Annotated in this window: 19 protein-coding genes; 11 read left to right on the forward strand and 8 right to left on the reverse strand. The window is 73.0% G+C overall.

The window, feature by feature from the left end:
* Nucleotides 1-35: 35 nt before the first annotated feature.
* The 5 genes from FHU33_RS18485 to FHU33_RS18500 all read right to left on the reverse strand — a co-directional run bounded on the left by FHU33_RS18485 (nt 36) and on the right by FHU33_RS18500 (nt 3,267).
* On the reverse strand, nt 36-1,658 hold the full coding sequence (locus FHU33_RS18485; RefSeq protein WP_142026687.1) for an ABC-F family ATP-binding cassette domain-containing protein: 1,623 nt from the start codon (nt 1,656-1,658) through the stop codon (nt 36-38).
* Nucleotides 1,659-1,707: 49 nt separating this feature from the next.
* A complete protein-coding gene (locus FHU33_RS18490) occupies nt 1,708-1,917 on the reverse strand; it encodes a hypothetical protein (protein WP_142026688.1) in 210 nt (69 codons plus the stop codon).
* A gap of 163 nt (nt 1,918-2,080) precedes the next feature.
* Complete coding sequence (locus tag FHU33_RS18495; RefSeq protein ID WP_142026689.1) at nt 2,081-2,506, reverse strand: DUF1801 domain-containing protein; 426 nt, start codon at nt 2,504-2,506, stop codon at nt 2,081-2,083.
* A gap of 9 nt (nt 2,507-2,515) precedes the next feature.
* Nucleotides 2,516-2,641, reverse strand: coding sequence for a hypothetical protein (locus FHU33_RS26280; RefSeq protein ID WP_281281661.1), 126 nt, complete (start codon nt 2,639-2,641; stop codon nt 2,516-2,518).
* A gap of 29 nt (nt 2,642-2,670) precedes the next feature.
* Complete coding sequence (locus FHU33_RS18500) at nt 2,671-3,267, reverse strand: class I SAM-dependent methyltransferase (protein WP_246063835.1); 597 nt, start codon at nt 3,265-3,267, stop codon at nt 2,671-2,673.
* Between the two features lie 20 nt (nt 3,268-3,287).
* Here FHU33_RS18500 and FHU33_RS18505 point away from each other — a divergent pair, with 20 nt between their 5' ends.
* The gene (locus FHU33_RS18505) at nt 3,288-4,352 is read left to right on the forward strand and encodes a winged helix DNA-binding domain-containing protein (RefSeq protein WP_142026690.1); all 1,065 of its coding nucleotides are present in this window, start codon (nt 3,288-3,290) and stop codon (nt 4,350-4,352) included.
* Between the two features lie 4 nt (nt 4,353-4,356).
* On the opposite strand, the gene FHU33_RS18510 is transcribed toward FHU33_RS18505, so the two are convergent.
* The 3 genes from FHU33_RS18510 to FHU33_RS18520 are packed head-to-tail and all read right to left on the reverse strand — an operon-like array spanning nt 4,357 to nt 6,493.
* Nucleotides 4,357-4,803 (reverse strand): nitroreductase family deazaflavin-dependent oxidoreductase, encoded by a 447-nt coding sequence (locus FHU33_RS18510; RefSeq protein WP_142026691.1) that lies wholly within the window; start codon nt 4,801-4,803, stop codon nt 4,357-4,359.
* Nucleotides 4,804-4,821: 18 nt separating this feature from the next.
* Complete coding sequence (locus FHU33_RS18515) at nt 4,822-6,066, reverse strand: glutathionylspermidine synthase family protein (protein ID WP_170182519.1); 1,245 nt, start codon at nt 6,064-6,066, stop codon at nt 4,822-4,824.
* A gap of 25 nt (nt 6,067-6,091) precedes the next feature.
* Nucleotides 6,092-6,493 carry a hypothetical protein gene (locus FHU33_RS18520; RefSeq protein WP_142026692.1) on the reverse strand — a complete coding sequence of 134 codons (402 nt, stop codon included), beginning with the start codon at nt 6,491-6,493 and terminating at the stop codon, nt 6,092-6,094.
* Between the two features lie 128 nt (nt 6,494-6,621).
* Between FHU33_RS18520 and FHU33_RS18525 the strand changes: the two genes are divergently transcribed.
* The 10 genes from FHU33_RS18525 (at nt 6,622) to FHU33_RS25120 (ending at nt 14,438) form a co-directional block, all read left to right on the forward strand.
* Nucleotides 6,622-7,326 (forward strand): SIMPL domain-containing protein, encoded by a 705-nt coding sequence (locus FHU33_RS18525; protein WP_170182520.1) that lies wholly within the window; start codon nt 6,622-6,624, stop codon nt 7,324-7,326.
* Nucleotides 7,327-7,658: 332 nt separating this feature from the next.
* Entirely contained in the window at nt 7,659-8,459 is an 801-nt protein-coding gene (locus tag FHU33_RS18530) for a hypothetical protein (protein ID WP_142026694.1), read from the forward strand.
* Between the two features lie 3 nt (nt 8,460-8,462).
* The gene (locus FHU33_RS18535; RefSeq protein ID WP_142026695.1) at nt 8,463-8,984 is read left to right on the forward strand and encodes a phage holin family protein; all 522 of its coding nucleotides are present in this window, start codon (nt 8,463-8,465) and stop codon (nt 8,982-8,984) included.
* A 23-nt stretch (nt 8,985-9,007) separates the two neighbouring features.
* Nucleotides 9,008-9,676, forward strand: a complete 669-nt coding sequence (locus FHU33_RS18540) for a DUF3618 domain-containing protein (RefSeq protein WP_142026696.1) — start codon at nt 9,008-9,010, stop codon at nt 9,674-9,676.
* Nucleotides 9,677-9,877: 201 nt separating this feature from the next.
* Entirely contained in the window at nt 9,878-10,306 is a 429-nt protein-coding gene (locus FHU33_RS18545; RefSeq protein ID WP_211355184.1) for a response regulator transcription factor, read from the forward strand.
* Entirely contained in the window at nt 10,303-11,619 is a 1,317-nt protein-coding gene (locus FHU33_RS18550) for a PAS domain-containing sensor histidine kinase (protein WP_142026697.1), read from the forward strand. Before FHU33_RS18545 ends, FHU33_RS18550 begins: the two co-directional genes overlap by 4 nt.
* Nucleotides 11,620-11,915: 296 nt before the next feature.
* Complete coding sequence (locus FHU33_RS18555; RefSeq protein ID WP_170182521.1) at nt 11,916-12,533, forward strand: TasA family protein; 618 nt, start codon at nt 11,916-11,918, stop codon at nt 12,531-12,533.
* Between the two features lie 32 nt (nt 12,534-12,565).
* On the forward strand, nt 12,566-13,174 hold the full coding sequence (locus FHU33_RS18560) for a signal peptidase I (protein WP_211355185.1): 609 nt from the start codon (nt 12,566-12,568) through the stop codon (nt 13,172-13,174).
* A complete protein-coding gene (locus FHU33_RS25115; RefSeq protein ID WP_170182522.1) occupies nt 13,171-13,767 on the forward strand; it encodes a hypothetical protein in 597 nt (198 codons plus the stop codon). Before FHU33_RS18560 ends, FHU33_RS25115 begins: the two co-directional genes overlap by 4 nt.
* Complete coding sequence (locus FHU33_RS25120) at nt 13,761-14,438, forward strand: response regulator (protein ID WP_170182523.1); 678 nt, start codon at nt 13,761-13,763, stop codon at nt 14,436-14,438. Before FHU33_RS25115 ends, FHU33_RS25120 begins: the two co-directional genes overlap by 7 nt.
* Nucleotides 14,439-14,454 lie beyond the last annotated feature (16 nt).

The raw sequence follows: 14,454 nt of genomic DNA on the forward strand, positions 1-14,454 counted from the left end.
CGGTCCGCCCTCAGGTCGGTCCGGCGGCGCTGTGGTCACCAGCGGGCGCGCTGGACCCGTGTCTCGTCGAAGACGGGCTCGGTCGACTCGTAGACCCGGCCGTCGGCACCGAAGACCACGAACCGGTCGAAGGACCGGGCGAACCACCGGTCGTGGGTGACGGCGAGGACGGTGCCGTCGAACGCGGCCAGTGCCTCCTCCAGCGCCTCGGCGGAGAGGACGTCGAGGTTGTCGGTCGGCTCGTCCAGGAGCAGCAGGGTCGAGCCCGACAGCTCCAGCAGCAGGATCTGGAAGCGCGCCTGCTGGCCGCCCGACATCGTCCGGAACGGCTGCTCGGCGGCCCCGGTCAGCCCGTAGCGGCGCAGCGCCGCCATCGCACGGCCCCGGTCGACACCCGGACGACCGGGCTCGCCGTGCCACAGCAGGTCGACCGGCGTGCGGTCCTGCCACTCCGGATGGGCGTGCGTCTGGGCGAAGAACCCGGGGACGACGCGGGCCCCGAGCCGCCAGTCGCCGGTGTGCGCCACGGACTGCCCGGCCAGCAACCGCAGGAAGTGCGACTTGCCCGCCCCGTTCGCCCCGAGGACACCGACCCGGTCGCCGTAGAAGATCTCCAGGTCGAACGGCTGCATCAGCCCGCTCAGCTCCAGCTGCTCGGCCATGACCGCCCGTACGCCGGTGCGGCCACCGCGCAGCCGCATCGACACCTTCTGCTCGGGTGGACGCTCCGGCGGCGGCCCGGCCGCCTCGAACTTCGCCAGTCGGGTCTGCATCGCGTGGTACCGGCTGGCCATGTCCGGCGAGTTGGCCGCCTGCTGCTGCAGGGTGCGGACCAGGTCGATCAATCGCTGGTGCTCCTCGTCCCAGCGCCGCCGCAGCTCGGCCAGCCGCTCGTGCCGCGCCGTGCGGGCTGCGTGGTAGCTGGCGAAGCCGCCGCCGTGCACCCACGCCGTCCCGCCCTCGACGGTCACCACCCGATCGGCGACGCGGGCCAGCAACTCGCGGTCGTGGCTGACGAACAGCACGGTCTTGCGGGTGTCGAGCAGCCGTTCCTCCAGCCACCGCTTGCCCGGGACGTCGAGATAGTTGTCCGGCTCGTCCAGCAGGAGCACCTCGTCGGGGCCGCGCAGCAGAGCCTCGAGCGCCAGCCGTTTCTGCTCCCCACCGGAGAGGGTCGACAGCTCGCGGTACTTGCAGTGGTCGTAGGGGACCCCGAGGGCGGCGACGGTGACCGTGTCCCAGGTGACCTCGGCGTCGTAGCCGCCGGCGTCGCCCCATTGCGCCAGCGCATCGGCGTAGGCCATCTGCGAGCGCTCGTCGTCGGTCTCCATGAGCGTGAGCTCGGCGGACTCCAGCGTGTCCCAGGCCGTTCGGACGGCGGGCGGCGAGAGGTCGACGAGCATCCGCTGGACCGTGGTGTCGTCACGGACGGAGCCGATGAACTGTCGCATCACGCCGAGCCCGCCGGTGCGCGCGATCGACCCGGCCTCCGGCGTCAGGTCACCGGCGATGATCCGCAGCAGCGTCGTCTTCCCGGCACCGTTCTCGCCGACCAGCGCCGCGCGGGCACCTTCGCCGATGCGGAAGTTGACGTCGTCCAGCAGCACCCGCCCGTCGGAGAGGGTGTGCCGTACCGCGCTCACATCGACGTAGCCCACCCGGACATCCTCCCGGTGCGGGCAACCGCGCTTCCGGGCGCGGGCGGCGTCAGTCCAGGGAGACCCGGAGGCGCTGGCGGGCCAGCCGCTCGACGAGCTCGGGGAGCGCGCCGTCGGGAGAGCCGCGGAGTTCCTCGCGGCAGGTGCGGACGACGAGCACGATCGGGCCGGAACCGAGTTCGGGGAACTCCTGCCTCAACCGCGCGACGGCGGAACGGACGGACGGGTCGGGGACGGTGGGCGGGACAGCCAACGTCATGGACGGTCCTTCGGTGCGCGTGCCGCTGGTGCGGCGGTGGATGTTTCCCCCGACAGCCGCCTCGCCTGGCGGCCGATGTCGTGCTGGAACACCGTGACCTGTGTGGTTCCTGGGAACCAGGGACCAAGGTCCCCAGGGCTGCTCGGCCCCGGCGTGGCGCGGATCAGACGGTGGCGTAGCCGTTGTTCCCGGCCGCGGTGGCCGCCACGGCGTCCCGGACGAGGGCGCTCAGCTCGCCGGTGTCGACCGCGTCCAGGGACGTGAAGCGGATGCAGCTCCTGCCACAGGACACCTTCCCGAGCCGCTCGGCCCGCTGCTCGGCGATGTACTCGCCGTCGACGACTGCGCACACGTACAGGGAGAGGTGCCGCTTCTGGGCCGCCAGCGAGATCAGCGGCCACCTGGTCGTCTCCTTGGCCGACCTCGGCCGGTAGGGCATGAGCCCGTAGCCGAGCATCGCCGAGGAGCTCATGGGCACCAGCTGCCGGTCGATGCCCGGGGCGGCCGCCATGACCAGCTCGTCCACCCGGCGCAGTTCCTGACCGCGGGTTCCCGCGGCGTCGAACCAGGCTTCGATCTCGTCGGCCATGCGGGCGGCTCAGGTGAGGAGGATGGAGAACAGCGTCGCCCCGACTGCCAGGACCATCCCGAACACGACGACCACCGCGACCATCCGCCGACGCCGTTCCGCCCGCGAGCCGCGGGTACCGCTCATCCTCGTCATGGCCGCACGCTACCTCCGGAACCGGCAGTTCAGGACCCCTTCCGCCCCCACAGCACGGTGTCCAGGGCGGTGCCGGCCGGCGTCTCCCGGCGCACCTGGTCCAGCCGGTCGACGACGAGCAGCTCGGCGACCGGCGCCAGGCGGGCGACGCTGTGCAGGATCGCCGGTTCCTGCGGTCCGCCGACGCCGGCCTCGATGTTGGCCACGTCGTGCCCCAGGACCAGCAGCCGGCCGCCGGTCCGCAGCCAGGTGACCGCCCGGTCCAGAACGGCGACGGTGTCGGGCTCGGGCAGGTGCAGGTAGGCCACGAGGACCAGGTCGACGCTCGCGGGAGGCGCCGTCCAGGTGGTGACGTCGGCGGTCACCCAGCTGACCCGCTCCGCGCCGGACCGCTCCTCGCCCCGTGCGAGGCCGACGGCGGAGAAATCGACGGCCGTCACCCGCCAGCCACGCCCGGCCAGCCAGAGCGCGTGCCGCCCCTCCCCCGCGGCGAGGTCCACGGCGTCCCCGGGCGGGAGGCCGGCCAGCAGCTGCGCGATCAGCGCGTTGGGCTCCGACGACCACTGCTGCCGTTCGGCGTACCGCTCGTCCCAGTCCTCCGCCCGCACCCGTGGAGTCTGTCGCACCCGCCTGCCACGGTGTCCACGTGACGACGCTCCAGGAGATCGGGCTGCTGCGGCTGGCGGCTCTCGGGCTGGCGGGTCCGGGAGCGCCTGCCGCGGTCGAGGCCGTCCGGCGGCTCGGCGCCGTGCAGGCGCAGGACTTCCCCGGGGCGCTGACCTCGGTGGCCCTGCGGACGGCGGCCCGGCTGCGGGCCGACGTCGAGGCGGCACTCGACGCCGGGGACGTCGTCCGCTCGTGGCCGATGCGCGGCACCCTGCACCTGGTCGCCGCCGACGACCTGCGCTGGTTCCTCGACACCGTCGGCGTCCGCGCCCTCACCGGGATCGGCAAGCGGTGGGAGTACCTGGAACTCGACGAGGCCCAGGCCGAGCGGTCCCGGGAGGTGGTCCTGGGCGCGCTCGCCGGAGGGGGACGGGCGACCCGCGCGGAGCTGCTCGCCGCGATCGCCGAGGGCGGCGTCGCCGTCACCGGTCAGCGTGACTACCACCTCCTCTGGTACCTCTCCCAGACCGGCACCCTGTGCCTGGGCCCCACGGACGGCGCCGGCGAGCAACTGTTCGTCCTGCTCGACGAGTGGGTCGGCAACCGGCGCCGCCTCGACCGCGACGAGGCGCTGGCCGAGCTGGCGCTGCGCTTCTTCTCCGGCCACGGGCCGGCCACCGTCGCCGACCTGGTGCGCTGGGCCGGCTGCACCGCCCGCGACGTGCGGGCCGGGCTGGCCGAGGTGCGGGACCGGCTGGCGGTGCTGACGGTCGACGGCGCCGAGTACCTCATGGACCCCGGCACGCCCGACCGCCTGTCCACCGCGCGGGCCGAGGCCGAGGGCGTGTTCCTCCTACCGGGCTTCGACGAGTTCGTCCTCGGCTACGGCGACCGCACCGCCGTCGTCCCCGCCGAGTTCGCCGACCGGCTCGTGCCGGGGAGGAACGGCATGTTCCGGGCGACCGTCGTGCATCGCGGGCAGGTCGTCGCCGTCTGGCGGTGGCACGGGCGCGGGACGAAGCGGGCCCCCGCCGTCGAACCCTTCACCGAGCTGCCGCCCGACGTCGCCGCGGCGATCCCCTCGCTGGCCGCAGCCCTGCCCTGACCCGTCAGCTCCGGCGCTCGAAGAGGAAGACGGGGATCTCGCGGTCGGTCTTCTCCTGGTAGTCCGCGTAGGAGGGGTACGCGGCCACCGACCGCTCCCACCAGACCGCCCGCTCCTCACCGGTGATCTCGCGGGCGACGCCGTCCCACGGCTCGGGCCCGTCCTGCAGGGTCACCTGGTCGGGGTGCGCGCGGAGGTTGTGCACCCAGCCCGGGTCAGTGGGGGCACCCCCCTGCGACCCGACCATCGCGTAGACCCCGTCGTGCTCCACCCGCATGAGCCCGAGCTTGCGGACCTTCCCGCTCTTCACCCCGCGCGTGCTGACGACGACGATCGGCAGCCCGGTGTCGCGCAGGGTGCCGGCCTCCCGCCCGCCGGTCGACTCGTAGCGCTCGACCTGGTCGCGGACCCAGGCCGCCGCGCTCGGCTCGTACTCACCCTCCAGTGGCATGGCCCGAACCTAGGGCGGCTACCGCACGCCCGCCTGCGGGGGGCGGTAGTCGACGGCGTGCGGCACGAAGTAGCTCAGGTTGTCGGTGATCAGGCCGTCGCTCTCGCGGATGCCGAGCCCGGCCGGCTCGCCGTCCACCACCCAGGCCCCGAGCACCGGGTGGTGCGGCCCGTCCACCCCCCGGAAGTCCGGCAGCGGAGCGAGCTCCTGGACCACGAAGCCCTCGGTCCCGTAGCGACCCGGGAGCTCGTCGGCGACCGCCCCGCCCCGGACGATGGCGACGTTGGCGCCCTCCCGGCCCCACAGCGGCTTGCGCACGTAGTCACGCCAGGACGACGGCATCTCGTCGGCGAAGTACGCCGGCAGCAGGAGCTCGCCGAGCACCGGATCGCTGCCGAACAGCTGCCACAGGACCGGCAGCAGAGCCTTCGTGCTCCACAGCATCTTGTAGGCCGGCTCCACCCACGTCGTCCCGCCCGGGCGCATGCCGTCGGCGAGCACGGCCGGGCCGAACTCGTCCTCGATCAGCCACTCCCAGGGGTAGAGCTTGAAGACGACGTCGAGGTGGCGGCCCTGCGCGTCGTAGAACCGGCCGTCGCCGTCGTCGAGCACGATGTCCTCGACGACGAGCTCGATCGCCTCGTAACCGGCCTGGACGACGGTGTCCATGAGGTAGGCGACCGTCATCCGGTCCTCGCCGGACTTCTCCTCGCTGGTCCACGCCAGGTGCACCCGTGGCCGGACGCCGGTGCGGCGTTCCCACTTGAGCAGGTTGCGCTGCCAGGCGGCGACGAGCTTGTCGTGCAGCGCGTTCCACTGGTCGCTGCCCTGGCCGGTGAACAGGTGCCAGTTCCACTGGGTGACGGCGGACTCGACCAGGCCGGTCGGGGTGTCGGCGTTGAACTCCAGCAGCTTCGGCGGCCCCTCGCCGTCGTATCGCAGGTCGAACCGGCCGTAGACGCTCGGCGGTTCGGCCTCCCAGGTGCGGCGGATCGGCGGGCGCGCCATCGGCGGGATGCGCATCCGGTCGAACAACTCGTTCTCGACGATGTGGTCGCCGGCGGCCACGCACATCTCGAACAGCTGGGCGACCGCCCCCTCCAGGCGCTGGATCTCGGCCATGGAGAAGTCGTAGAACGGACCCTCGCGCCAGTAGCTGCGCACCTCGCCACCCGGCAGGTGCGTCCGGTTGTAGACCAGACCCTGGGCCTCGATCTCGGCCTCCCAGCCCGGCCGGACGATCCCGCTCTCGATCCGTCTCATCGCGCCACTCGCTGCCGCCGCGACGTCAGCTGCCGGCGCCGGTCCCGGCCCGGTTGCCGACCCCGCTGCCGATCCCGCCGCTCACCCGCTGCCCGGCGCTCACCGTGCCCGTGGCCGGCAGCCCCGCGCGCTGACGGGCGACGGAGTCGTTCGGGTTGATCCGCGTGCCGCCCGACGGCAGGACCGTCCCCACGGGGAGGCGCGGCCGAAACGCACCGAGATAGAGGAAGAACAGCCCCCCGCCGCCACCCACCCGGTCGTCGTCGCAGAGGTCCTCGTCGACGATCTCGCCGTTCTCGTCGGTGCAGTAGGCGACCTGTTCCTCTTCCTCCTCGCCCCCCGCTCCGCAGCCCGCCATGAAGCCGGTGGCGGCGGTGGTGAGCACGGTCGTCGTCAAGGCGGCACGGATGCGGTTGGAGACCGCCACGACCACTCCCCCTTCATCGGTTGGGACCGACCCTAGGTCGTCGCGGCGCCGCTGTGGGCCCTCCACCCCGCCCGGTGGATCCGGCGGTCTGCCAGAGTCCCTGCGCCGAGCCGTCCCGGGAGGTCGTCGTGAGCAGTTCCGTCCCGCAGGTCCCCGCCCCCGAGGCGGGAGGTCCTCAGGTCGTCGTCCGCGGTGAGGCCGTGCTCCAGGTGGAGCCGGAACTCGCCGATGTCTGGGTCACCGTCCGCGTCCGCGCCCGTGACCGGCAGACGGCGCTGGAGCGCTGCCAGGCCGCTCAGGAGCAGGTGTCGGCCGTGGCGAACGGGGCCGGGGACGCGGTGGAGACCCTGGAGACCACCGCCGTCTCGGTCCACCTGGAGGTCCGTGACCGCCGAGCACCCGGCGAACCGGTCGCCACGGTCTCGACCCGGCTGACCGTCTCCCGCCTGGACGCCGTCGGCGACCTGGTGGTGAGGCTCGGGCGGCTCGACGACGTCGACGTGACCGGACCAACCTGGCGGCTGCGACCCGAGAGCCCCGCCGTGGAGCGGGCCCGGCTCGACGCCGTGACCGACGCGGTGCGCCGGGCGCGGCAGTACGCAGCCGCCTTCGGGGCGCACCTCACCGGGCTGCTGGAGGTCAGTGACGCGGGGCTCGGCGGAGGCGGCCTCCGAGCCGCGGTGTCCATGGCGTCGATGACACGGTTCGAGAGCAGCGAACCGCACCTCGACATCACCCCACCCCGCCAGGAGGTGCACGGCGCGGTCGAGGTGCGGTTCGCGATGTCGGCACCGGACAGCAGCCTGTGGCGCACGGAGGTCCTCCCGGGTTGAGGTATCGCGAGAGCGCAAGCCTCGACACATCGTCGGGGTGTCGACGTCCGACGAGTGCCGTCCGCCGCTCATCCGCTGGTCGGGCTGGACGACCGCTTCCGTTTCGATCACCGCGGCCCCGGGGTACCAGGGCCCTGCGACGCTCCCCTCCGGAGGCAGGCTCGGCGCGGTGTGCACCCGTGCCGCCGACTGTCTCCCCGCCCGCCCGTGACGCACGGATGCGCCGGGCGGCAAGCCCCCGTTCCCGCAGGCTCTGCCACTGGTGGCAGGTGTGGCGGCACGGCGGGGGGGTAGCGCCTCATCCGACCACGAAACACTGCCGAGGAGGACCGATGACTCACAGCATCGACGCCCCATTCCCGCCCCCCGCCACCGCGGGGTCCACATCCCCGTCGAGCACCAGCCAGTCGACCACCGGCGGCAAGGCCCAGGAGACCAAGGACGTCGCGATGGGCGAGGCCAAGAACGTCGGCCAGACCGCCGCGCAGGCCGGTGGCCAGGTCGCGTCGACCGCGGCCGACGAGGCCAAGAACGTCGCGCAGGAGACCCAGCGCCAGGCCAAGGACCTGCTCGACCAGGGCAAGTCGCAGGTGAAGGACCAGGTCGTCTCCCAGCAGCAGAAGGCGGGACAGAGCCTGTCCGCCCTGGCGCAGGAGCTGCGCAGCCTGGCCGACGGCACCAGCGAGGGCGCCCCCGGCCCCGCCCGGGACCTGCTCCAGCAGGCCTCGAGCTCGGTCGAGAACTTCGCCTCGATGCTGCAGAACCGCGAGCCTGCGCAGCTCCTCGACGACGTCCGCAGCTTCGCCCGTCGCAAGCCGGGCCTGTTCCTGCTGGGCGCCGCCGCGGCCGGTGTGCTCGCCGGACGGCTGACCAGCGGCGTCAAGGCCGCGCACAGCGACACCGGCCCGGCCAACGGCTTCGCCGCCCAGTCGAACTACGTCGACCCCGCGCCGACCTACTCCGACTACTCGGCGCCCACCACCAGCACCTACGCCACCACGGGTGCGGCCACCGGCGGCGCTCCGCTCCCGCCGCCGCCGTACGGCACCGTTCCCCCCGAGGGCAGCATGGTGCCCCCGGCCACCCCGGCCGGCTGGGACGACCCGGCCCGGCGTTCCGGTGGGGTGAGCTGAGGAATGAGCACTCCCTACTCCGGGGCGACCCCGGCCGGGGCCCCGCAGGGCTATGCCGAACCGGGAGTCGCCGACCCGACGCCTCAGAACTACGCGGCGGACTACAGCGGCGGCATGGGCACTCCCACGACCGACTCGGGGCACCCCGACGTCCAGGGCGTGTCCGTCGGCCAGCTGATCGGTGAGGTGAGCAAGGACCTCTCGACGCTGATGCGCCAGGAGCTCGAGCTGGCCAAGGTCGAGATGAAGGCCGAGGCGAAGAAGGCGGGCACCGGTGCAGGTCTGTTCGGGGTCGCCGGCTTCGCCGGCTACATGGTGGCGCTGTTCCTCTCCCTCGCCCTGATGTGGGCGCTGGCCAGCGCCATTCCCACCGGCTGGGCCGGGCTCATCGTCGCCGTCCTCTGGGCCATCGTCGGCGCCGTCGCCGGACTGATGGGCAAGAAGAAGTTCCAGCAGGTCAACCCCAAGCCCGAGCGCACCGTGGACACCCTCCAGCAGGTTCCCGGCGCCCTGAAGCCCAACTGACCCCCCGATTCCGAGGAGTACCGATGACCACCAGTGACCCGGACGTCATCCGGCGACAGATCGAGGACACCCGGCGCGAGCTCAGCTACGACGTCGACGCCCTCAACGAGAAGGTCAACCCGGCCCGCGTCGTCGACCGCCGCGTGACCGCGGCCAAGGGACGCATGAGCACCCTCAAGGAGAAGGTCATGGGTTCCGCCCAGGACACGTCGGCGACGGCGCAGCATCGGGCGTCGAACGTGGCCGGCTCCGTCCAGGGCTCCGCGTCCAGTGCTGCCGGCACCGTGCAGGATGCGGCGTCGAACGCGGTCGGCGCCGTGCAGCAGGCTCCCGACACGGTCATCCGCCAGACCCAGGGCAACCCCCTGGCCGCGGGCCTCATCGCCTTCGGCGTCGGCTGGCTCGTCTCGAGCCTCCTGCCGGCATCGGAGAAGGAGAAGCAGCTGGCCCAGCAGGCCGAGACGGCCGTCAAGGAGCACAAGGACACGCTCCTCGAGCCGGCCAAGCAGGCCGCCCAGGAGATGGGCGAGCAGCTCAAGCCCGCCGCTCAGGAGGCCGTGGAGTCGGTGAAGGCCACCGCTCAGGACGCCGCCACCACGGTCACCGAGGAGGGCAAGTCCGCCGCCGCGGACGTGCAGGGCCAGGCCCAGCAGTCCAAGGAGACGGTGCAGAGCAAGGCACCGACCTCCTGAACCGCGGGTCGATCCGACCCGCCCCAACGCCTGCGCCCCGCCCGGTTCTCCCGGCGGGGCGCAGTGCTGTCCGCCCGCCTCCTCACCCCACGGGGTGAGGAGGCGCCGCACCGACCTGCAGGGCCCTGATCAAGACGCCGTTGTCCCTCGTGACGACGCCGTGTCGGCTCCACCGAGCCGCCTGATCGACAGGAGCTCCCCGTGGACGAGACCGTGTCCGTCCTCGTCCCCCCGGCGGCTCCTGCTCCCTCTCCCGTCCGCGTGCTGGTGGCCGACGACGAGGAGGACATCCGCGCCCTGGTCTGCCTTGCGGTCACCAAGGCCGGCTGCACCGTCATCGGCTCGGTCGCCGACGGAAGCGCCGCCCTGGCCACCGCCCGCGCCGACGTCCCCGATCTGGCCGTCCTCGACGTCTCCATGCCCGGGGCCACCGGCCTCGAGGTCTGCACCGCTCTGCGGGCCGACCCGGCCACCGCGGGCATCCGCATCCTGCTCCTGTCGGCCGGCGCGTCCTTCGAGGACGTCGCCCGCGGGCTGGCTGCCGGCGCCGACGCCTACCTCGCCAAGCCCTTCGGGGTCGCCGGGCTGGTGCACCAGGTCCGCGCGCTCACCACCAGGCAGCCCGCATGACGACCGTCGACCCACGGACGGCCGCGGCACGGCCGGGACGGCTACCGCGGCCGAGGGCCGCCCGCCCGGACGTCCCGGACGCCGAGCTCGAACGGCTGCGCGAGGAGAACGCCGCCCTGCGCGCGCAGGTCCGGACCCGAGCCGACGAGCTCGACCTCGCCACCCGGATGCTCGCCGCCCGCGCTCAGACCATGACCAGCGTCATCGACGCGGTCACCGAGCAGTCGATCATCGGCACCGACCGCGACGGCGTGATCCGCGTCTGGAACCCCGGCGCCGAGAAGATGCTGGGGCTCCCGCGTCCCGACGTCGTCCGGAAGCGCTCGATCGTCGAGTTCCACCAGCCCGAGGAGCTGGAGGCGGCGGCGGAGGGGTGCGGCTCGGCCACCGGCCTCGCCGCTCTCGTGCACGCGGCGCAGGAACACGGCAGCGACGTCCGCGACTGGACGTACGTGGCCGCCGACGGGCAGGAACGAACGGTCTCGGTCGCCGTCACGCCGCGCACCGACGACCGCGGCGTGCACGCCGGCTGGAACTTCGTGGGCACCGACATGACCGAGGCCCGTGCCACCGAGCGGATGAAGGACCAGTTCGTCAGCCTGATCAGCCACGAGCTGCGCACCCCGCTGACCTCGATCCTCGGTTACCTGGAACTGGTCCTCGAGGACGAGGGCCAACCGCTCACCGAGGAGCAGCGCAAGTACCTGACGACCGTCGAGCGCAACGCCGACCGTCTGCTGCGGCTCGTCGGCGACCTGCTGTTCACCGCGCAGGTGGACGCCGGTCGTTTCAGCCTCCAGCCGCAGGACGTCGACCTGGCCGGCGTCCTCCGAGCGGCGGAGGAGACCGCCCGCGTCACCGCGGACGCCGCCGGCGTCGAGGTCGTCGTCGAGATCCCGGAGGACGGCGTCGTCGTTCCCGGTGACGCCGTGCGGCTGGGCCAGGCGTGCGACAACCTCGTGTCCAACGCCGTGAAGTTCACGCCCTCCGGCGGCCGGGTGACCCTCTCGCTGCGCAGCGGCTGGGCGGCCCCCGACGGCACGGTGGGCGACGAGCCGCGGTTCGGCTCGGCCCCCGTCGCCCAGCTGGCGGTCAGCGACACCGGCATGGGCATCCCCACCGGCGAGCAGGGCAAGCTCTTCGCCCGCTTCTTCCGGTCCTCCACCGCCCAGCGCAACGCCGTCCCCGGCGTGGGGCTCGGCCTGGCCATCACCAAGGCCATCACGACGGCGCACGGCGGCACGCTGGATGTCGTGAGCGCCGAGGGCGAGGGCACGACCTTCACCCTGACGCTCCCCCGCGCCACCGCCTGATCCCCCGGCGCGGTCGCCCTCCGCCGTCCCCGCGCCCGCAGTCGACGCCCCCGGCGATTCCCGCGCTCGCACGCATGCGGGCGGTCGAGAGGGCACGCATTCCCGCTTCCTGGCGCATTCAGGCGACGTCGCGACGGCCCGGGAAACCGGCGAAAGGGCCCGATTGCGCCTCGTTCCCCCCATTCCTTGCGGATTCCTTGCGGAACGCTGGCGGGTGCCCTGCGGTACGGCACCCAGAGTTCTCCTTGTCGCCGGGAACGCCGGTCGACGAACCGGACGCAGGGAGACAGACGGACATGAGCACCAAGACCATCGCCACCAGCTCCACCGCCCGCAAGGTCGTCGGCTCGCTCGGCGTCATCGGCGCCGCCGCCGCGGTCGCCGGTATGGGCACCTTCGGTACCTTCACCGACAGCACCGCCCCGGTCACCACGACCGTCTCCTCGGGCACGGTCAACATCGACCTCGCCGCCGCCGGCGAGGCCATCCCGGCGAACGTCGCCGGCTTCGTGCCCGGCGACTCGCTCACCCGGGCGGTCAACCTGGTCAACGCCGGCACCTCGGCGCTGGAGTCGGTCATGCTGAACACGACCGTCACGAACCCGAGCATCCTGACCACCGACACGGTCAACGGCCTGAAGCTGACCGTCAGGTCCTGCTCGGTCGCCTGGACCGAGGGTGGCACCCCGGACGCCCGGACCTACACCTGCTCGGGTACCTCGCGTCTGCTCGGCTCCGTCCCCGTCAGCTCGGGCATGACCCTGAGCAGCCCGGCCTCGCTGGCCGTGGGCGGAACGGACCACCTCACGGTCGACATCACGCTGCCGAGCGGCGCCGACAACACCTTCCAGGGCAAGTCCTCCGGGCTGAGCCTGGTCTTCACCGGCACCCAGCGCGCCGGCACCGCCCGCTGATCACGGCCTGACGACCCCACGGAGATCTCGCCATGACCGCCGTCCTCCCTGTCCGTCGCCCGGGGGCAGCTGACCAGCTGCCCCCGGCCGAGGACACGCGCTCCCGCGCCGCCCGGACCCTGGGCCGCGTGGCCCCGTGGCTGGTCCGCGGAGTCATGGGCCTGGCCGTCCTGGCGTTCCTCGTCCTGGCCGTCGGACCGCACCTGCTCGGCTACCGCACCATGACCATGCTGACCGCCAGCATGTCGCCGGAGATCGACCCGGGTGACGTCACCATCGTCACGCCGATCGCGATCTCCGAGGTCACCGAGGGCATGGTCATCACCTACCACAAGCCCATCGGCGACCGCGGCCTGGTGACCCACCGGGTCGTCTCGGTCGAGACCGGCCCGGACGGCGCGATCCAGGTCCAGACCAAGGGCGACGCGAACAACGGCATCGACCCCTGGACCGCATCCCTCCAGGGCGACATCGCCTACGAGGTCCGCGCCGTCATCCCCGAGGTCGGCCACCTGATCCAGGCCCTGCGCGCCCCCGTGGTCACGCAGGTGCTGCTCTACGGCGCCCCGGCACTCCTGGCCGGCTGGCTCCTGCTGACCATCTGGCGCCCCACCCGTGAGGAAGAGGAGGACAAGGCATGACCGGCATCCGTCGAGTCCTGATCCTGATCGGCCTCACGCTGGCCGTCGTCGTCGGCTCCAGCATCCCGGCCTCGGCCACCTTCGCCGAGATCGTGGCGCTCCCGCAGACCTCCATCGCCACCGGCACCGTCGCGGCGCCCACCTCACTGTCCGTCGACGACTGGTGCATCACCACCACGACCACCACCAAGCGGACGGTCTACACCGACCCGGTCACCGGGGTCCAGACCCAGACCGCCTGGAGCCAGACCTCGAGCGACGCCGCCAGCAGCACCAACGTCAACAGCGACACCAGCAGCACGACGGCGGGTCCCGGCGCGTACGAGACGACGACCACCAGGATCGTCGAGGACACCGAGCTGTACGTGTCGATGACCTGGACGGCCAGCGGTTCGCGTGGCGTCACCGGCTACGCGGTGGCCGCGCACCTGTCCAACGGGTCCGCCTACCTCATGGCCAGGACGGCCGGCACGAGCATGAGCGGCCACGAGGACGCCGACGCTCTCTGGTACAGCCCGCGCCTGTCCGTGACGACGCTGACCAGCTACAACTGGACTGCGACGTCGGCTCCGACCCGGGTGCTGTCGTGCTGACCGCCCTGGTCGTCGACGACGAAGCCGACGCCCGCCGCCGCGTGGCCGGCCTCCTCCGCCTCGGCGGCTGGCAGGTCCGCGAGGCCGCCGACGCCGAGAGCGCCCGCCGCGTCACCGCCGCCGACGACGTCGACCTCGTCGTCACAGATGTGTCGGTGCCCGGCGGGACCGGCCCGGCGATGCTCCGCCGGATGCGGCACGACGGATCCCGCGCCCGCTTCCTCGTGGTCACCACGGATCCCACGGACGAGGTCCGGGCCGATGCGATCACCGCCGGCGCGATGGCCTGCCTGGCCAAGCCGGTCGGGGCACGGATCCTCCTCGACTTCCTGCGCAGCCGGACCACGGGGCCGGCTGCGCAGGATCACCTCGCCGAGCTCCGCGACTGGGCCGACCTCCACGACGAGGACGTCGACGCGGGGCTGATGGACCGGCTGCACGAGATGTACCTGGACGCGCTGCCCGCCCGGCTCCGCGCCATCGCCTCCGGCACCCGGTCCGGGAACGCACCGGCCGTCGTGTCGGCCGCGCACACCCTCGCCGGCACCAGCGGCCAGTTCGGTCACCCGGAGGTCGCCTCGATCTGCCAGGCCATCGCCGCCGACGCCCGCCGCGGGGTCATGGCCCACGCCCGGGTCGTCGAACTGCAGGAACTCGCACAGGTCTCCTGACCCGCACCTCGGAACC

Origin of the sequence: Blastococcus colisei (genome assembly GCF_006717095.1) — a bacterium.
GTDB classification, from domain to species: Bacteria; Actinomycetota; Actinomycetes; order Mycobacteriales; family Geodermatophilaceae; genus Blastococcus_B; species Blastococcus_B colisei.

What these genes read in the sequence shown, in the direction of transcription:
- FHU33_RS18510 (WP_142026691.1), bottom strand. Translation starts at nt 4,803, where the DNA reads ATGCCACTGGAGGGTGAGTACGAGCCGAGCGCGGCGGCCTGGGTCCGC.
- FHU33_RS18550 (WP_142026697.1), top strand. Translation starts at nt 10,303, where the DNA reads ATGACGACCGTCGACCCACGGACGGCCGCGGCACGGCCGGGACGGCTA.
- FHU33_RS26280 (WP_281281661.1), bottom strand. Translation starts at nt 2,641, where the DNA reads ATGACGAGGATGAGCGGTACCCGCGGCTCGCGGGCGGAACGGCGTCGG.
- FHU33_RS18540 (WP_142026696.1), top strand. Translation starts at nt 9,008, where the DNA reads ATGACCACCAGTGACCCGGACGTCATCCGGCGACAGATCGAGGACACC.
- FHU33_RS18515 (WP_170182519.1), bottom strand. Translation starts at nt 6,066, where the DNA reads ATGAGACGGATCGAGAGCGGGATCGTCCGGCCGGGCTGGGAGGCCGAG.
- FHU33_RS18530 (WP_142026694.1), top strand. Translation starts at nt 7,659, where the DNA reads ATGACTCACAGCATCGACGCCCCATTCCCGCCCCCCGCCACCGCGGGG.
- FHU33_RS18495 (WP_142026689.1), bottom strand. Translation starts at nt 2,506, where the DNA reads ATGGCCGACGAGATCGAAGCCTGGTTCGACGCCGCGGGAACCCGCGGT.
- FHU33_RS25115 (WP_170182522.1), top strand. Translation starts at nt 13,171, where the DNA reads ATGACCGGCATCCGTCGAGTCCTGATCCTGATCGGCCTCACGCTGGCC.
- FHU33_RS18555 (WP_170182521.1), top strand. Translation starts at nt 11,916, where the DNA reads ATGAGCACCAAGACCATCGCCACCAGCTCCACCGCCCGCAAGGTCGTC.
- FHU33_RS18490 (WP_142026688.1), bottom strand. Translation starts at nt 1,917, where the DNA reads ATGACGTTGGCTGTCCCGCCCACCGTCCCCGACCCGTCCGTCCGTTCC.
- FHU33_RS18535 (WP_142026695.1), top strand. Translation starts at nt 8,463, where the DNA reads ATGAGCACTCCCTACTCCGGGGCGACCCCGGCCGGGGCCCCGCAGGGC.
- FHU33_RS18560 (WP_211355185.1), top strand. Translation starts at nt 12,566, where the DNA reads ATGACCGCCGTCCTCCCTGTCCGTCGCCCGGGGGCAGCTGACCAGCTG.